The sequence below is a fragment of the Streptomyces sp. Root1310 genome, from assembly GCF_001426425.1.
In the GTDB taxonomy this organism is placed as follows: domain Bacteria; phylum Actinomycetota; class Actinomycetes; order Streptomycetales; family Streptomycetaceae; genus Streptomyces.
Genome location: NZ_LMEQ01000023.1, coordinates 501,872 through 519,539, shown reverse-complemented (window position 1 = coordinate 519,539; position 17,668 = coordinate 501,872). Strand labels below are relative to the sequence as shown.

At 71.6% G+C, this 17,668-nt stretch carries 10 protein-coding genes and 2 pseudogenes; 4 read left to right on the top strand and 8 right to left on the bottom strand.

What is annotated here, in order from left to right:
• Positions 1-33: 33 nt before the first annotated feature.
• The 3 genes from ASD48_RS26400 to ASD48_RS26390 all read right to left on the bottom strand — a co-directional run bounded on the left by ASD48_RS26400 (position 34) and on the right by ASD48_RS26390 (position 3,597).
• Positions 34-903, bottom strand: coding sequence for a hypothetical protein (locus ASD48_RS26400; RefSeq protein WP_057604194.1), 870 nt, complete (start codon positions 901-903; stop codon positions 34-36).
• A gap of 154 nt (positions 904-1,057) precedes the next feature.
• Positions 1,058-1,966, bottom strand: coding sequence for a YihY/virulence factor BrkB family protein (locus tag ASD48_RS26395; RefSeq protein WP_057604193.1), 909 nt, complete (start codon positions 1,964-1,966; stop codon positions 1,058-1,060).
• A gap of 209 nt (positions 1,967-2,175) precedes the next feature.
• The gene (locus ASD48_RS26390; RefSeq protein WP_057604192.1) at positions 2,176-3,597 is read right to left on the bottom strand and encodes an RICIN domain-containing protein; all 1,422 of its coding nucleotides are present in this window, start codon (positions 3,595-3,597) and stop codon (positions 2,176-2,178) included.
• Positions 3,598-3,753: 156 nt separating this feature from the next.
• Here ASD48_RS26390 and ASD48_RS26385 point away from each other — a divergent pair, with 156 nt between their 5' ends.
• Positions 3,754-5,667, top strand: a complete 1,914-nt coding sequence (locus ASD48_RS26385; protein ID WP_057604191.1) for an SMI1/KNR4 family protein — start codon at positions 3,754-3,756, stop codon at positions 5,665-5,667.
• 118 nt (positions 5,668-5,785) lie between these two features.
• A pseudogene (locus ASD48_RS45580) lies at positions 5,786-6,029 on the top strand (endonuclease/exonuclease/phosphatase family protein); the annotation flags it as partial.
• Between the two features lie 23 nt (positions 6,030-6,052).
• On the opposite strand, the gene ASD48_RS26380 reads toward ASD48_RS45580, so the two are convergent.
• Both ASD48_RS26380 and ASD48_RS26375 read right to left on the bottom strand, forming a co-directional pair.
• On the bottom strand, positions 6,053-8,227 hold the full coding sequence (locus ASD48_RS26380; protein WP_057604190.1) for an FUSC family protein: 2,175 nt from the start codon (positions 8,225-8,227) through the stop codon (positions 6,053-6,055).
• A 408-nt stretch (positions 8,228-8,635) separates the two neighbouring features.
• The gene (locus tag ASD48_RS26375) at positions 8,636-9,739 is read right to left on the bottom strand and encodes a hypothetical protein (protein ID WP_057604368.1); all 1,104 of its coding nucleotides are present in this window, start codon (positions 9,737-9,739) and stop codon (positions 8,636-8,638) included.
• 246 nt (positions 9,740-9,985) lie between these two features.
• Between ASD48_RS26375 and uvrA the strand changes: the two genes are divergently transcribed.
• Positions 9,986-12,454: an excinuclease ABC subunit UvrA gene (gene uvrA, locus ASD48_RS26370; RefSeq protein ID WP_057604189.1), complete on the top strand. Its 2,469-nt coding sequence runs from the start codon at positions 9,986-9,988 to the stop codon at positions 12,452-12,454.
• Here uvrA and ASD48_RS45575 read toward each other — a convergent pair.
• The 3 genes and pseudogenes from ASD48_RS45575 to ASD48_RS26360 form a co-directional block, all read right to left on the bottom strand.
• A pseudogene (locus ASD48_RS45575) lies at positions 12,424-12,831 on the bottom strand (transposase); the annotation flags it as partial. The gene uvrA and the pseudogene ASD48_RS45575 sit on opposite strands and share 31 nt — an antisense overlap.
• A 57-nt stretch (positions 12,832-12,888) precedes the next feature.
• Positions 12,889-13,338 (bottom strand): DUF1931 family protein, encoded by a 450-nt coding sequence (locus ASD48_RS26365; protein WP_057604188.1) that lies wholly within the window; start codon positions 13,336-13,338, stop codon positions 12,889-12,891.
• Between the two features lie 356 nt (positions 13,339-13,694).
• The gene (locus ASD48_RS26360; protein WP_057604187.1) at positions 13,695-15,476 is read right to left on the bottom strand and encodes a helix-turn-helix domain-containing protein; all 1,782 of its coding nucleotides are present in this window, start codon (positions 15,474-15,476) and stop codon (positions 13,695-13,697) included.
• A 290-nt stretch (positions 15,477-15,766) separates the two neighbouring features.
• Between ASD48_RS26360 and dnaK the strand changes: the two genes are divergently transcribed.
• A complete protein-coding gene (dnaK, locus tag ASD48_RS26355; protein ID WP_057604186.1) occupies positions 15,767-17,668 on the top strand; it encodes a molecular chaperone DnaK in 1,902 nt (633 codons plus the stop codon).

Sequence of the window (17,668 nt, the reverse complement as noted above, 5' to 3'; positions counted from 1 at the left end):
TCCGCCCGCCCCCCTCGCGCCGCGTCCGGAAGGTCAGCTCTTGGCGAGCAGATCCGCCGGGAAGGCGCCGGCGGTCAGCGCGGTGCGTACGAAGCCCGTGCCGAGCTCGGTCAGCCGGGCCACACCCTCCGCGCCCAGGTGTGCGTACGGGGCGAGGTCCAGCCGGTCCGTCTCCCGCTCGATCTCCTGGCGCAGCGCGCGGCCCTGCTCGGTCAGCTCCCCGTCCTCGTCCAGCAGGCCGCGCTCCCGCAGCCGGCCGACCGCCGCGTCCCAGTCCTCCCGGCTCCAGCCGCGGGTGTCGAGCACCCACTTCGGCGACATGCCTTTCCCGGTCGCCGTGTGGGTGACCATGGCCTCCAGACCGTCGAGTCCCGCGGCCATCAGCACCGCGAGGTGCCCGTCGCCCCGGTGCTCGCGCAGCAGCGTGGCCGCGTGCCAGTACGCCAGGTGCGGCTCCTCGGGGACCGGCAGGTCGGCGTGGGCCGAGTACAGGGGCCGGGCGCCGCGCGAGCAGGCCTCGGTGGCGCGCAGGGCGAGCCGCGCCGCCTCCGCCATCTCCGCGGAGGCGATCACGTCCGCGCCGAGCAGGCGGCGCAGCGTCGTGTCGACGGCGCGCGTGCGCGCGGCCAGGACCTGTCGAGGCGTGGCGGTCTCCCACACGGCGGGCACGTACCGGGCGACGAGCGTGTGCTTGTAGTTGTAGAACGTCGCCGTCACCGCGCCGGCTCCCACCGGCCCCAACGCGGCCGCCCGCACGGCGAAGTTGACGGCCCGCGGATGGGTGACGCCGAGCGCGCCCAGTTCCCGGCCCACGTCGGGGGAGAAGTAGTGCGTCGCGTGCAGCGAATTGAGGGTGCTGTGACAGTGGCGGCCCGCGCGCGGGTCCGGAGCGACGGTGGTCATGGCGGGCACGATACCGACCGGTCGGTAACTTTTCCAGGTCGGTGACGTACAACCGGTGACGCACGACCGGTGACGCACAGCCGGTGACGCACCCCGCGGCCCGCCGAGCAGATCGCTTCCCGGAGCTGCCGCCGGCCGGCCCGGCCGCCGAGCGCTACGGCACGCCCGACGGCCTGGCCGTGTCCTGGTCGCGCGGTGTGGCGAGTTCCGCGGCGAACTGCGCCCCGGTCAGCAGGGCGAGGTTGGACAACCACAACCAGACGAGGAAGACCACGACGCCCGCGAGCGAGCCGTAGAGCCTGCTGTACGCGCTCAGGCCGGAGGCATACCAGGCGAAGCCCGCGGAGACCACGAGCCACAGCGCGGCGGCCAGCACGCCGCCGGGCAGACTGCGCCCGCGCAGGCGGGCCGGGGCCGGACCGGTGTGGAAGACGACCACGACCAGGAGGGCGACCAGGCACAGCAGCAGCGGCCAGCGCAGCACACTCCAGGCCCAGGTCGCGGTGGCGTCCACGCCGACGACCCGGCCCGCCGCCTCGGCCAGCGGACCGGTCAGCAGCAGGACCAGGGAACCGGCGAGGAGCAGCCCCAGCAGAGCGAGGGCGGTCAGTAGGATGCGGGGCGCCTTGCGCCAGGGGGAGCGCCGGTCCTCGACCCGGTGCATGTGGTGCAGGGCGCGGCGGAAGACGGCGAGATAGCTGGAGGCCGACCACAGGGCGCTCGTCGCCCCGGCCACCAGCAGGGGCCAGGCGCCCCGGTCGGCGCCCAGCGCACGGGACAGCACGGCGTGCAGGTCGGCGCCGGACTCGGCCGGGGCGTACATCGTGACGTGGGTGACGAATTCCTCCGCCGTGTCCGGGCTGATCATCCCGAACGCGAGGACGGTGGCCATCATCGCGGGGAGCACGGCCAGGATCGCGTAGTACGTCAGCGCGGCCGCGTAGTCCGTGATGTCGTCGTTCCACAGGGACATCGGCGTACGCCGCAGCGCCGGCCACCAGGCGGCGGGCCCCCGGTGCAGGAAGGTACGGCGTACCCCGCCGGTGTACGGGTCAGCGGACATGGCACCTCCGGTGCCTCCGGGTACTGCGGCGCAGGCGGGTGTGCGCGGTGTACGGCGCGGCCGTGTCCTCGGCCATGCCCGCGGTCATTCCTGCGAACGGTGTGCTCATGTTCCTCCACCTCTCCCCCGGATCCGCCTGCGCACACTCGTCGCGGAGCCGCCGCTCGCTCGGCGCCGTCGACGGCGACCGGTCCGGGAGGGGTGGTGTCTCAGGAATCCGAGGGACGGACGATCTGCCACTCCTGGTCGTCGGTGTTGGAGCAGGTGAAGAGCGTGAGGTGTTCTCCGTTGCCGCCGGTGCTGTATCCGGCGACGTCCAGGCACGCGTTGTTGCTGGCGTAGTTGCGGATCCAGTAGTTGCCGTCGTCCTGTTTGTCGAGCCACCACAGCTGGTTGTCGGCGGTCGTCCCGGCGCAGGCGTACTCCAGGATCGGGGACCTGATGGGCTTGGCGCCGTAGTCCGGCAGATCCACGCACTTCTGGTCCTCGACGTTGCGGATCTGGAAGAGCGCCGAGCCGCCGGGGCCCAGCTTCGGGTACCGCACCTCCAGGTTCCACCGCTGGCTGCCTGCGCTGTTCTCGTCGCAGGTGGCCTGCACCACCCGGCCCGCCGAGTCGGCGTCGTCGCCGGCGGGGAGGTCGGCGCACATCTTGGTGGTCGGGTTGCGCAGCATGATGTCGGAGGCCGGCAGCACGCTCGGGGCCTTCTTCGTGGCCGACGGGGACGCCGCGCCTCCGCCTCCGCCGTTCTGTGCCGGGGCCGACGCGGCGGGCGCGGCGGACGCGGCGGGCGTGGCCGACACGGCGGGTGCCGAAGGCGGGGCCTGCGGCGCCGAAGGGGAGGGCGCCAGTGTGCTGGCGGCGGCCTCCTGCAGTTCCCGGGCGGAGCTGGTGACCCTGGGCTTGTAGGCGATCCACAGCATCACGAAGGCGATCGTGAGCGCCAGGAGGATCCCGGACAGCCTGGTGAGCCAGCCGGGCAGGAAGCTCCGCTGCACATAGGTGCCGTCGACGGTGAGCGGCGCCACCCCCGACCGTTTCACCGCGAGGGTGTACGGCCGTTCCGTCCTGGACCCGAACCAGATGATCTGCCGAGGCTTCAGTGTGGCCTTGACGAACGCGGCCCGGCCGGGCTCGATCTGGAAGCTGCTCGGCTGGAGCTCGTAGGACAGCTGGTCACCGTTGTCGCTGCCGCTCAGGGACCCGGTCAGCTTCGTGTTGCCGAGGTTGTCGACGGCCAGCTTCGGCCGTCCCCGGAACCGGCCCTTCACCGTCGGCGGGACGAGTTCGGCCCGTACCTCCGTGAAGGGCGCGATCGTCAGATTCCCCTCGGGGACCGTCGTCGCCTCCGGATGCTCGGTCGGGGTGATCCGGATCGCGTACGGGTTCGGGCCGGCCGTCGCGTCGGGCGTGCGCGGCGGCGCGAAGGTCAGCTCCACCGTCCCCGTCGTCCCCGGGAACAGCCGCAGGGAAGCGGGCTCCACCGTGGTCCAGGGCGCGAGGCCGCCGACGGGTTCGAAGCGGTACTCGTCGACGACGTCGCCGGTGTTGCGCAGCCGCAGCCGCACGGTCGTGCTGCCACCGGGGTCCACGGTGGCCGAGGAAGGTTCGAGGGAAGTCCAAATACTCACTGCTCGACGCTACGGGTGCGGACGCCGTCCGTCAGGAGCCGCCGGGGCAGGCCGCGTTGCCCCGACGGGCACCGGCGGTCCCGGAAGCACCCAGGCGGGAGAGGAGGCGGGGCGCTTCGCGGCGCCGTTGTCAGTGCCGGATGACACCATCCGGACATGAGCGGAGAGTCTTTCGACTGGCACGGTTTTCTGGGGCGTTGGCAGGAGGAGTGGATCCCGCGCGAGGACGAGGAGGAGGAAGAGGGCGAAGAGGGCGACGGCGATCGGACCGCTGTCCGCCTCGGCAGGCCCGGGGCCCGGGAGCCGGCGATCGCCGCGGCCGAGGAGCGGCTGGGACGGCGACTGCCGCCTTCGTACCGGGAGTTCCTGGCCGTGAGCGACGGATGGCACGTGGAGCAGACGGCCGGCGTCTACCAGCTCGGCGGTGTCGCGGACATCGGCTGGTTCGAGGATCCGTACGACATGGCCCCGCTGTACGAGGAGAATCTGGGCGCCAACCCGCGCCGGGAGGACGTCCTGCTGGCCGGGATGTGGAAACGGGCGCTACGGCTGGAGACGGACTCCGACATGTCTCACGCCCTGCTCGACCCGGGCGACAGGGACCAGGACGGCGAGTGGGCACTCTACGTCTACAAAGGCTGGAGCGGTGAATTCCCGGACCGTTACCCGTCGTTCCGCGCCTACATGGAGGCCATGTACCGAGGCTTCCACGCCGACCGGGCGGGGAGGGCCGACTTCGTCAACGCGACCACCCGCGCCCAGGACGCCCGGGTGGCGCGGGCCCGTCTGCTGGCCCTGCGCGGACGGCACGAGGAGGCCCTGCCCCTGATCGAGGAGGCGCTGTCCTTCGGACGGCCGCACAGCGCCGTCCTGCTGAACCAGCTCCGGCACCTGTCTGCTCCGCACAGCTCCCGGGACCACGGCTTCCTGGCGGCCGACCCTCGCTACCTGCCCGAGATCCTTCCCGTGGCGGCCATGACGCCGGCCCGCGGCGAATGGCGGCTGGGCGGGGACGACCACTGGCTCGGCATGATGACCGCCCGCGGGGTCCCCCGGGACACCGCCGAGGCCGTACTGGGCACGATGCGGGACGGCACCCATCGCTACGCGCCCCCCGGCCCATGGGGCGAGGCCGTCTCCGAGGCCAGGGAGCAGGCCCGCTGGGGGGCGACCGACGCCGCGTGGCGGACCCTGCGGGACGCGCTCCCGGGCTGGGAGACGCCCGGACCCTCCCTGATCGCCCCGATCGGCCTGCTCGCCGATCCGGTCCTGGGCCCGCTGGTCACCCCGGAGCGTGGACGGGAAATCCTTGCGACGCCGCGGGCCGGGGAAGCGGGACCCGCTCCCGAGCCGGTGCCCGACCTCGACCCGCCGGGCCTGGCCTGGCTGACGGAGCCCGCGGCGAACCGGCGGCCGTCCGACGGCTACCGCTGTGTCTGGGTGAAGGGGATCGATCCTGCCCGCCTGCCCGCTCTGATAGGCGAGGAGGGCGCCGAACTGAGCGCGCCCGCAGACCCGCGCGAAGCCTTCTGGCGCGCACCCAAGCCCCACGAGCGCGAGGGCGTGGAACTCTGGGAGGACCGGGCCGTGGTGGCCGTCGGGCGCACCGCCGAAGCGTGGGCCTTCGCCTTCGACGGCGACTCCCACCACCTCGGCACGCTGTTCTCCTCCCCCGCCCGGGCCGCCTCCTCGGCCGGCCGCGCGGTGGTGGTGTGGCGCGATCCCCGGCACTCGTCCTCGGGGGCCCACCCGGCCGCGTTCCACCTCGCGGTGGCCGAACAGGGCGAGGAGCTCTACGCGTTCACCGTCCGGGGTACGGAGATCGAGCGCTCCGGCGCGATTCCCGAAGCGTTGGACCCCGCACGGCTGTTCCCTCCGGAGGATACGGAGCCGGACCGCGAACGGCGGCTGCTACAGACCCTGCACACCGAACTCGGGCTGTCGCTGCCCCGCTTCGCGCTGACCCAGGGCAGGCTGCCCACCTTCACGACCCGTTCCTGGACCCGGGCGCCACGCGATGGGGAGGGATTCGCCTACGCCTACATCAGCCTCGGTCGGCCACGGCCCTGAACGCGCGCGTCAACTCCCGCGTGAAATCGCGCGGGAATCGGCGCGCTCCCGGGAGAGCCGCAGTTGGAGCCGGTCACCTGGACGCAGGCGTTGGCGATGCCGCCGCCCGGTCGACGCAGTGGCCTTTGCCGACGACGACCGGGCGGCGGAGATCGCTGCCATACGCACCCCAGGTCAGCGGCCTGCAGGAGGCATGCGTGCGTGACGTCGAGAGGATCCGGGACGATCTGGACAATCGCCGCGGGCTCGTCTACCACGTCGAGTACGGGACGGTTCTTCGGAATTGGGGCCGTTGCGGGGGAGTGCGGTGGAATCCCGGGACTTACGGCCAGGCGATTCTCTCGGCAGCACCGATGACCGACCTTTCATGAACGCCGAGAAGACGTCACCCACCCCGGTGCGCGGCTTCTGAGCCGTCGCCTTCCGCCGCCACGGCCGCCCGCACCCGCTGCTCCTCGCGAGCAGAGCCGACGTCCCGTTCCAGGGGCGTGCGGCTCACGGCCGTCGCGAGCTCTTCCAAGGCCCGTTTTTGCAGCCCCGCCTCGCGCCGCACTACCTGGCTCCGGTCCCCGGCGGCCCCCTCCCACGCGCGGAACGCCTCGTCCACGTGCCCCCAGTCCGGATTTCTGTGCTCGCGCACGTCGGCTGCCGCCTGCTCGGTGTCTGCCTCCAAGGCCTCGGCGAACCGCTCCGCCTCGGGGACGAAACGGCTGTCCGCCCGCGGGACATGGCTCTCCATGAGCATCGCCGCCCGGCCGAAACGCTTGAGCGCCTCCTCTGCCTCCTGGGCCTCGCGCGACGTCAGACCCCTGGGGCGGACCGGTTCCTGCCTTGCCTGGTCGTATGCCTCCTGCCAGGCGGCGCGTGCCTCCCTGCTCGCCAGCAGTGCCCTGCGCATGTCGGCGTGACGCTCCCGGGTCGGTTCGGCGTAGTCGCGGAGCACCGCGGCCGCGTAGCGGCCGTTGGCGGCGAGCCAGTCCGCAAGCCGGCCCGCCAGCTTGGGCGTCTCCCATGCGGGGAACACCACGTACGCCACCATGGCCAGGACCCCGCCGAGCAGGGTGAGCAGCACGCGCTCCGGGACTGTCTGCTCCCACGCCTGGCCGCCCATGCCGAGCAGGAAGACGACGTACGCGGCGGTGAAGCACTGGGAGTAGGCGTAGCCGGTACGGATCAGCGTGTACGACAGGCCGGCCGAGACCACCGCCAGCGCGCCGAACACATGGGCGTCCGGGCCCAGAGCCCGCACCATCCCGGTGGCGAGCGCGACCCCGGCAAGGGTCCCTGCGAGACGGGCCACCGCGCGCGCGTACGTCCGGTGGAAGTCCGGCCGCATCACCATCACCGAGGCGATGGGCGCCCAGTAGCCGTGGCCCAGGGGGAGCCGGGCGGCGATCAGATAGCCGAGCGTGGCCACCGCCGCCAAGCGGACGGCGTGCCGGAACACGGGCGAGTCCCGCCGCAGCTCACGGCGGACCGCCCTGACGACCACCGGGACCAGCCGGAGCATCGTCGGGCGCACCAGGAACTGGGTGCCCGCGGGGCCGGGCGGCGTGGGCGTCCTGCCGCGCGCGCCGCCGCAGTCGGCGATCTCCAACGCCTCGCCGAGCAGTTCCACGAGCCGCTCGGCGGCCTGCCGCGCGGGCCCCTCCAGCACCTCGTGCTCCTCGTCGACGCGCAGGACGTCCGTGCTCCCGGGCCGCACCTCGGCGGGAGTGCCGCGGCGGATCGAACGGGCGGCCGCATCCAGGACGTCGGCGGCCGCGTCGAGCAACTCCCGCGCGCGGTCCCGCCCGGGTCCCTCCGCAGGTGCGCCCACGTCCGGGTCGGCGAGCGCGGCGACAACCGGCCGAATGCGCTCGGCGAGTCCCCGGGGTCCGTGGAGGACGGACGGACGGGTGCGGGCCTGTGACGGCGTCACGGCTGCCGCGTCCCGGGCCGTCATCAACGGTTCCGGGTCGAACGGGGCGGTCGGGTCGTGCCGCAACCGGCGGGCGTAGTCCGCCACGGCGGCCAGGGCGTCGGCGAGCGCGTCACGATGCGCTCCCCAACGCCGGATCGGGAACAGCAGGATCAGCACGGCCTGCGTCGCGCCCCCGAGCGCGATGACCCCGGCGTGCTCCAGGGCCCGCCCGACACTCGTGGGCAGGGTGATGGTCACCAGCATGCTGCCCACGGTCGTCGCCGCGACGATCCCGGCGGTCGATCCGACGGCCCACGCCATTCCCGCGGCGAAGGCCCATACGGCCAGCAGCGGGAGGAACGTCACGAGTCGCCCCGCCGCCAGGTAGCCCACGAAGGTGCTGAGCGCCAGGCCCGCGCCCGCGCCGAGTGCGATCACCTTGCGTGGACGCCAGGTGCGCTGGAAGGTGGCCCCACCCGCAGAGTAGGCGCCGAGGGCGGCGGACGCGGCATACGCAGGGGAGACCAGCCACAGCGCCGGCCCGACGACGATCGCGACCCCAGCGGCCGTGCGCAACGCGAGCAGGGGCTCCAGCCGCGTCTCCTCGATCGTGAGCCCGGATCGCACGACCTCCCCGAAGGCCCGCAGCCACGTCACGGGTCTGAGCCTGGCCGCAACGCCCTGCCGGGTCGCGTCGGCCTGGTTGAGGTGCGGCAGCGGTCGGACAAGGAAGCCTCCCACACGGGCCCGCGAACAGGCTGCGGCCGCAGCCGCTGGACGGGGCGCAGCCACTGCGGACACTGCCGAGCACGCCGTTCGTCCCGCCGGGCCGGAGCGCGGGCAGATCGCGCCCGTCCCCGGGACCGGTCCGGGGGAACCGGCGGGGCTGCGGCCCGGGTCTCTTACCGCTTGTGGCCGTTCCCGTGTCCGGTCGGATGCAGGACCACGCGGCGTGCCGTCCGGGTCCCCGCCGGTCCCCGACGCGAAACAACCACGCACCGATCGATCAGCGGAGTCTTCGTGGGTGGACGATCATCGGCCACCCGTCACCGACGAATCCCCGACTCAGGTCACCACCTGGTCCCCGTCGTCGTCCTGGAGCATCCGGCGGCGTTCCTGTTCGCGCTTGGAGTAGGCGGCTGCCCGGATCGCCTCGTCGCTCTCCAGGCCTGATCCCAGCGCGCCGCCCACTGTGGCGACCGAGGCGACGAACCAGGACAACGTCCAGTATTCGGCGGCGTCGAGCGGGGTTCCTGTCGTGGAGGCGAACACGTGGCCGTTGAGGATGAACAGGGCCCACACCAGGTTGATGACGATCAGACCCACATAGCAGACGAGCACCCCGATGCCCACGGTCATGACCGTCGACACGTTGTAGAGCCTTGCCCTCTGCCTCGCCTCCCGCGAGGCCTCGGCTGATCGATGCCACAGCTGCGCGTCCACGATCAGCCAACCGATCATGAGTGCGACAGATCCGACCGTGGCGATCACGAGGCGCGGCGCGCTCAGTGACTGGGCCAGGCTCCAGATGGTGGAGTTCACGGTGGCGACGGCTCCGGTGGCGAGTGCGGCCGCCAGGGCTTTAGACAGGCCCGGCACCAAGCGCCACGGCCGGTTGGCCCGGACCATACCGAGGAGCACCCTCAGGTATCCGCGCGGCCCGCTGACGACGTACCGCAGATCAGCGGTCTCCTCCGCACCGACCTGGCCCGGGTGAATAGGCGCGAAACGACTGACGAAGGGGGCCAGCAGCGGCTGACTCTGCGCAGGTCCCTCCACCTCGGAGGCCCGCGGACCGGCCAGACTGAGCACGGCTACTTCCACGGCCCGCCGCGCCCTCGTCTGCAGCCGCAGGCCCCCCAGCGTAGGAAGAGACAGCAGTGCCAAGCCGTGTTCGTGACTCAGATCCACCACGAGCTTGCGCCCGTGTGAGTGCAGCGGAAGGTCGGTGAGGGCCACGACGATGTCCCAGTTCTGCGCACTTCCACGGTGCATGATCCGGTGCATCAGGGTGGGCAGGTCCTCGGTCCCCGCGGTGAAGGGCTCACTGACCACCTCGACGTCGAACCGTCGCCCCCGGCCGGACCTGTCGGCGAGCCGAGCAGGAAGTATCCGGGCCATGCGCTGCGCGATCTCCGTGGGCGCGTCCGGATCGGCCAGGATAGTCACGACCGTAACGCCCTGAGATGACATCCGCATGACTCCTTCTCGTCGGCTGCCTCCGCGACGCCCCGTGCCCACAGGATGCCCCCGGGGTATCGCCGATGCAGCGTGACACGCTGGCCCCTCCCGGCGGGTGCAGGCGTTACGGTCGGATCTCGAAATCGGATCCGGGATGCTCCCGACGCTCCTGTGGGCGGGCCCGGTGACGGTGCCTGTCGCGCGGTTCCCGGCGCGATCAGGTAATCAGGAACGGTGAACAAGGACGCGAACGATTCCTTCGTGCAGGTCCGGGGCGCCCGTGAGAACAACCTGCGGAACATCGACGTCGACGTTCCGCGGGACGCGATGGTCGCCTTCACCGGCGTCTCCGGTTCGGGCAAGTCCTCGCTCGCGTTCGGCACGCTCTACGCGGAGGCCCAGCGGCGCTACTTCGAGTCCGTGGCACCGTACGCCCGAAGGCTCCTGCAACAGGTCGGCGCACCGCACGTGCAGGAGATCACCGGACTGCCACCGGCCGTGGCCCTGCAGCAGCGACGCGGGTCGCCCAGCTCGCGTTCGACGGTCGGCACCATCACGACGCTGTCGAATCTGCTGCGCATGCTGTACTCCCGCGCCGGCACCTATCCGCCCCGGGCCGCACGGCTGGAGGCCGAGTCGTTCTCACCCAACACCGCGGCCGGCGCCTGCCCGGAGTGCCACGGACTGGGCGTCGTGCACGACGTGGCCGAGGACCTGCTCGTCCCGGACCCCTCGCTGAGCATCCGCGAGGGGGCGATCGCCGCCTGGCCGGGCGCCTGGCAGGGCGCCAATCTGCGCAGTGTCGTGAACGGTCTGGGGATCGACATCGACCGACCGTGGCGCAGGCTCAGGAAGAAGGACCGCGACTGGCTGCTGTACACGGACGAGCAGCCCTCCGTGTACATCGAGCCGGAGGAGGACCGCGTCGACTACGGCTACCAGGGCAAGTTCTGGAGCGCTCGCAAGCACGTCATGCATGTGCTCGCCGACTCCAAGAGCGAGAAGATGCGCGAACGGGCGCTCCGGTTCGTCAGGAGCGTGCCCTGCCCCGAGTGCCACGGCAGCGGACTGCGGCCCGAGGCGCTCGCCGTGACCTTCGCCGGACGTTCCATCGCCGAGATCAACGCGATGCCGCTCGCCGAGGTCGTGGCGCTGCTGCGGCCCGTCGCGGCGCGGTCCGAGGCCGGCGCCACCACGTCGACCGCCCGATCCGGCGAGACGACCGAGGTCGCGGTCCGGATCTGCGGCGATCTGGTCGCGCGGCTCGACGTACTGCTCGACCTGGGCCTCGGATATCTCAGTCTCGGGCGCCGCTCGACGACCCTGTCGCCCGGCGAGGCGCAGCGCCTGCGGATCGCCACCCAGCTGCGCTCGGGGCTGTTCGGCGTCGTCTACGTGCTGGACGAACCCTCCGCGGGGCTGCACCCGGCTGACGCGGAACCGCTGCTGGACGTGCTGGACCGCCTCAAGGCGGCCGGCAACTCGCTGTTCGTCGTGGAGCACGACATGGACGTCGTACGGCGGGCGGACTGGGTGGTCGACATCGGCCCCGGCGCGGGCGAGGGCGGCGGACGCGTGCTGTACAGCGGCCCGGTCGCCGGTCTCGAGCGGGTCGGGGAGTCGGCCACGAGCCGGTACCTGTTCGGGCGCGCCGAGCCGCTCGAGCACCGTCCGCGCGCACCGCACGGCTGGCTGCACCTGAGCGGCGTCTCCCGCCACAATCTGCGCGACGTGTCCGTCGACGTACCGCTGTGCGTACTGACGGCGGTGACGGGCGTGTCCGGTTCCGGGAAGTCGACGCTGGTGACGCAGGTGCTCGCCGAGGTCGTCCGCGGCCACCTCGGACTCGCACCCGAGGAGCCCGAGGATGCTCAGCTGGAGGTCGACGTCCAGGACGCGTCGGGGATCGAGTCGTTCGACCGGCTGGTCCGGGTCGACCAACGGCCCATCGGCCGGACTCCCCGGTCCAACCTGGCCACGTACACGGGGATGTTCGACGCGGTGCGCAAGCTGTACGCGGCGACGGACGAGGCCGGGGCGCGCGGCTACTCGGCCGGGCGGTTCTCCTTCAACGTGCCCGAAGGGCGGTGCGAGACCTGCCAGGGCGAAGGATTCGTCGCGGTGGAACTGCTGTTCCTGCCCGGCACCTACGCGCCGTGCCCGACCTGCCAGGGCGCCCGGTACAACGCCGAGACGCTGGAAGTCACCTACCGCGGCAAGAACATCGCGGAGGTGCTGGGGCTGTCCGTCGACGCCGCCGCCGACTTCCTGTCCGCCGTCCCGGCCGCCTCCCGCAGTCTGGAGACGTTGCGCGAGGTGGGACTGGGCTACCTGCGGCTGGGCCAGCCCGCGACGGAACTCAGCGGTGGTGAGGCACAACGCATCAAACTGGCCACCGAACTGCAGCGAGCCCGCCGCGGGCACGCGCTCTACCTGCTCGACGAGCCGACGGCGGGGCTGCACCCCGCGGACATCGCGCTGCTGCTGCGACAGCTGCACCGGCTCGTCGACGCCGGCAACACGGTCGTCCTCGTCGAGCACGACCTGGACACGATCGCCACCGCCGACTGGGTCATCGACCTCGGGCCGGGCGGCGGCGACGCGGGCGGACGGGTGGTCGCGGCGGGCCCGCCGGCCAAGGTGGCGAGGGCCCGACGGAGCGCCACCGCGCCCTATCTCGCGGCCCGGCTCGCACGCCCCTGACGACGCCGCGAGGGGCTGAGCACCGGTCGGGTTCGGGACGCAGGGTCGCGCTCATCGCCGTGCTGCGCTCCAGCTCGCGGCGGACATCGCTCGCGCGGTGTCCCGTCCGGGCCCGTTGCACGATGACTTCGGCGACGTGGCGGCACGGCAGCCCGTGGAGTGACGCTCAGGTCCCACGTGACAGCACCCTTCGCGTCGGCCGGACACTGGAGCCGGGTGAGGACCCGGTGCCAGGGGCCGCTCCGCTGCCATCGGTGGAGCGGGGCGCAGATGTGGCTCCACGGCCCGTACTCGACGGGCATGTCCCGCGACGGAGCGACGGTGCGGACCCGGAACCGTATGCCGGCGATCAACCGCCGCCGAGGCCGGACAGGCGGCCGCCCCTCCCCGGCACCCTTCGGCTACAAGCTGCCACCTGCACCGGGACGCGACTGTTACAGCAGCCGGTCGAACACCGCGGTCACGCCCTCCCAGTGACTGGTCTGCGGGTTCTTGACATCCGGATACATGATTCTGAACGTCTCGGCGAGGGCGACGCTGAGACCGCCGATGATCTCGGGGTAGCGCTCTTCGGCCTCCTGGGTGGGTGTCCTGTCGAGGGGAGGGTGCGCGGCGAGCTGTTCCAGGATCGGCTTCAGCTCGACCTCCTCGTCGAGCCGCCGGAACCGGTGGATGCTCTCCTGCAGGCCCTTGGTGATCGGTAGGTCCCACGGTTCGACGGTATCCCTGCCGTTGGCCTTGGCCGACGCCTGGCCGACGACCAGGAGGTCGTAGAGCTTCGCGTCGACGAAGTCGCCGTACCGCTTCAGGTCGTTCCTGTCCACGTCGAGGCTTGCGGCGGCGCGGAAGAACCTCTCGAACTTCGACACAGCCATCACGGTCATGCCTCTCGCCTCCTTACCGGGAAGGGACGGCGCCCGCGCCGCCGTGGCTGTTACCCGGTCGAGATTCGCAGAGCCCCCTGCTGAGCGCCTCCGCACCCCAGGCCGAAAAAGGGCGGCCCTTCTTCCCCTGGCAGAGCAGCACGAAGTGCGCAGAAATCCCTCGGCCAGCCGTACGTCGGCAGGAGGCCGCACGGCGGTGCAACGCCAGAACCAGCGATGGCGGTCATGAACCAGGGCCCCCTTCCGGCGCGACGCGACCGCCCGGGATCAAGCCGAGGGAGGGCCACCCACTCACTGGAGCAGGGCAGCCCGCCCAACTGCCGCTGACATCGCTCGCGCAAGTTCTGGCGGGGCAATCAGCCGGGCCCGCCCAGCACGATCTTCCACACTCGGGTCGCCACTTGGAGGTTCAGCCGGTCCTCGACGTTCGCGAGGTCCTTGCCGCCGATGTCGCGGATGCGCTGGAGCCGATAGCGCAGCGTGCTGCGGTGTATCGCGAGGGATTCCGCGGTCTCGTCGTAGTTGCCGCCGCAGTCGAAGTACCGGGACAGGGTTTCCACCATGGACGTGTGGTGCCGGGAGTCGTAGTCGATGAGCTGCCCGAGCCACTCCTGGACGAACGTTTCCAGTTCCCGGTAGTCGTTGCCGGGTCCCAGGATGCGGTAGAGGCCCAGCTGGTCGAAGAACGTCGTGCCGTAGCGCTCGCGGGAGTGACGGCGCACTTCCATCGCGCGCTGCGCCTCCTGGTAGCGGTGGGGTATGTCGTCCAGGGAGTCGCAAGGCGCGCTCACTCCGATCGTCCCGGACCGTGTCCCGGTCTCCCGGGCGAGCGCCTCGTACAGCGCGCGGGCGTGCGGCCTGTCGTCGGCGACCAGGACCACGTGGTCGGAACGTAGGGTCAGCAGCGAGCGCATGCCCACGGCAGAGGCCGCCCGTCCCACGGTCTGCGCGAAGGAATCGTCCGCAGTCCGGTTCGGCCACTGCACCACGACGATGTAGTGGCTGCGGTGCAGGTCGTGTCCGACAGCCTCGGACCGGGCGTAGGCGCTCGCCTCGTCCGTCCCCGCCAGGAGGTCGTCGACCAGCTCGCGGTGCAGCCTCAGCTCCACCTCGGCCAGATCGCGCAGGTGCGTAAGCTCCGGGGCGAGCGACGCGGCGGCGCGTTCCAGCGCGAGCACGGTGTGCTGGTCGGCCTCGTCCCCGGCATCGACCACGGCCAGCACGCCCAGGATCTCGCCGTGCGGGCGGACCAGGGCGACCAGCCGGTCCTTCACCCGCACCGGCCCGGCCTGACGGGCGACGGCGTGCAGCATTTCGTCCCGGCGCACGGGGTCCGGCTCGGGATAGGGGTCGGGGCGGCTGGGGCCGGTCCAGGACCTCAGCCGACCGAAGCGGTCCTCGACCAGCGCGGGGAGTCCGGTGAGCCTGTGCAGTGCGCGGGTGATGGCTTCCTCGCCGCCGCTCGAGGCAGCGACGTCGGCCATGAGCGCGTCAACGGCCCTTTGGTACCCCAGCTCCGCCATGACGGAGATCAGCTGCCGCTGGAGGGTCGTGCGTTCGTTTCTCAGTCGGTGCAGCTCCAACGCGTCATCGCGTCGGCGGTGGTGTGCGAAGGCGACTGACAATGCGGCAGCGGTGTGCCGGGCGATCGTGGCGAGCAGGGATCGCTCGGCCTCGGACGGCCAGGAGCGGGACGTCACCACGAGGTAGCCGTGGAGTCCCCCCGGTCCGCGCAGCCCCAGAGCCCGGCCCCAGGGCCTGCCGGGTACGGTCACGGGGCCGTCCCGCCCGGCCAGGTCCCGCACCTTCCGGCCCAGGGCCGAGGTATGCGTCTGTCCGTTACTCGGGCTGGGGACCAGGTCGCCGCCCACCTTGAGGTATCCGGCCTCGGCCCTGTACGGCCCCGCGGTGGCTAGGTGGTCCATGGCCAGTCGCAGGATCTCGTCCTCGTCCGGGGTGTCGAACAGTGTGCGGGAGAGCGCCGTCAGGTCGCGGAGGGGATGGTCGGCTCGGGTGCGAACGGGTGGGCAGGGCCGTGTGCGCGCGGCAGTGGAGTGCCGCCGGGCGTCGCCCCGCGGAAGGTTGCCCGCCCGGTCGGAGCAGCGGTGGTACAGGCTGTGCGTCCGACTGTCGGCCATGGGATCACTCCGTTCTCCCTGTGTCTTCAGGGAGGCGAGTGGTATGTCGCGTACCCGCTTCCGGCCGGCCTACCCGAAATGTTCGGAATCATTCTCTCGTACTCGTGGGGCGACCGGACGCGTGCATTCCTGGCCCGCCAGGCGCAGGCGTGGAGCCACCCGGCTCGTCACCCTGGGGAGTGTTCGGGATCCTCCGTGCGCAGCGTCGGGAAACCGGCGGAGGTCCCTCTTCTACCTGAACGAACGTGATCCGCAAGGTCGGCGCAGGCGCCGTACCGGGAGGAGTTCCCATGGCCAAGGCAGTGGGCATCGACCTGGGCACCACCAACTCGGTGATCGCCGTGTGGGAGGGCGGCGAGCCGTCCGTCGTGCCCAACAGCGAGGGCAACCGCACGACACCGTCCGTGGTGGCCTTCACCGACACCGGGGAACGTCTGGTGGGCCAGCTGGCCCGCCGCCAGGCCATTCTCAACCCCAAGGGCACCATCTACTCGGCCAAGCGGTTCATCGGCCGGCACTTCGACGAGATCTCCGAGGAGGCCAGGGCGGTGGCGTACGACGTCGTCGAGGGCGACGGCGGGGCCGCCCGCTTCAAGGTGCGCGACAAGCTGTACGCGCCTGAGGAGATCAGCGCACAGGTGCTGCGCAAACTCGCCGACGACGCCTCCAAGCAGCTGGGGGAGCGGGTCACGGAGGCGGTCATCACGGTGCCCGCCTACTTCAACGACGCTCAGCGCACCGCCACCAAGGACGCCGGACGGATCGCCGGACTGGAGGTGCTGCGGATCATCAACGAGCCGACGGCGGCCGCCCTCGCGTACGGCATGGACAAGAAGGAGCACGAGACCGTCCTCGTCTTCGACCTGGGCGGCGGCACCTTCGACGTGAGCATCCTCGACGTCGGCGACGGCGTGGTGGAGGTGCGCTCCACCGCCGGTGACAGCCACCTGGGGGGTGACGATTTCGACCGGCGTCTGGTGGATCACCTCGCCGACGACTTCCAGAAGGAGAACGGCATCGACCTGCGCAAGGACCCGCAGGCGCTGCAACGACTGTTCGAGGCGGCGGAGAAGGCCAAGACCGAGCTCAGTTCGGTGACGCAGACGCAGGTCAGCCTGCCGTTCATCACCGCCGACGCCTCGGGCCCCAAGCACCTCACCGACTCGATCATGCGGTCCACGTTCGAGCAGATCACCGGCGACCTGGTGGAGCGCTGCCTCGGACCGGTGCAGCAGGCGATGGCCGACGCCAAGGTCGGCGACAGCGACATCGACGAGGTCATCCTCGTCGGCGGTTCCACCCGCATCCCCGCTGTCCAGACCCTGGTCCGCCGGCTGACCGGCGGCAAGGACCCCAACATGAGCGTCAACCCCGACGAGGTCGTGGCCCTGGGCGCCGCGATCCAGGCCGGGGTACTCAAGGGCGAGGTCAAGGATGTCCTGCTGCTCGACGTCACACCCTTGTCGTTGGGCGTGGAGACGCGCGGCGGAGTGATGACGAAGATCATCGAGCGGAACACCACCATCCCGGTGCGCCGCAGCGAGACCTTCTCCACCGCCGAGGACAACCAGCCGGCCGTCGATGTGGTGGTCCTCCAGGGCGAGCGCGAGCGGGCCGCCGACAACCGGGTGCTGGGCCGGTTCCAGCTCACCGACATCCGGCCGGCGCCGCGGGGCGAAGCACAGATCGAGGTCATCTTCGACATCGACGCCAACGGCATCCTCAACGTCAAGGCCCGCGACCGGGACACCGGCAAGGAACAGGGCATCACCATCAGCGAGAGCTCCAACCTGGACCGCAGTGAGGTCGAACGCATGGTCCAGGAGGCCGAGAGCAACCGGGGCCAGGACCAGGCACTCCGCGAGGCCGTCGACGCCCGCAACGAACTCGACGCCGTCGCGTACCAGGTCGAGAAGCGTCTCACCGAACTCGGCGACGCAGCGCCCGCGCACGAGAAGGCACGCGCCGAGATGCTCGTGTCCGACGCCCGGGCGGCTGTCAAGGAAGAGGCGGGCGTGGAGCGCGTGCGGCCCCTGACCTCCGAACTCCAGCAGGTGCTCGCGGGGCTGACGGCCCATCAGGGCGCGGGCGCCACAGGCGAGGGTCCCGGCCAGGACGCCGCCGCCGGCGGTCCCACGAGTGGCGGTGGCGATGACGATGATGTCATCGACGCCGAGTTCGACAAGGGCTGA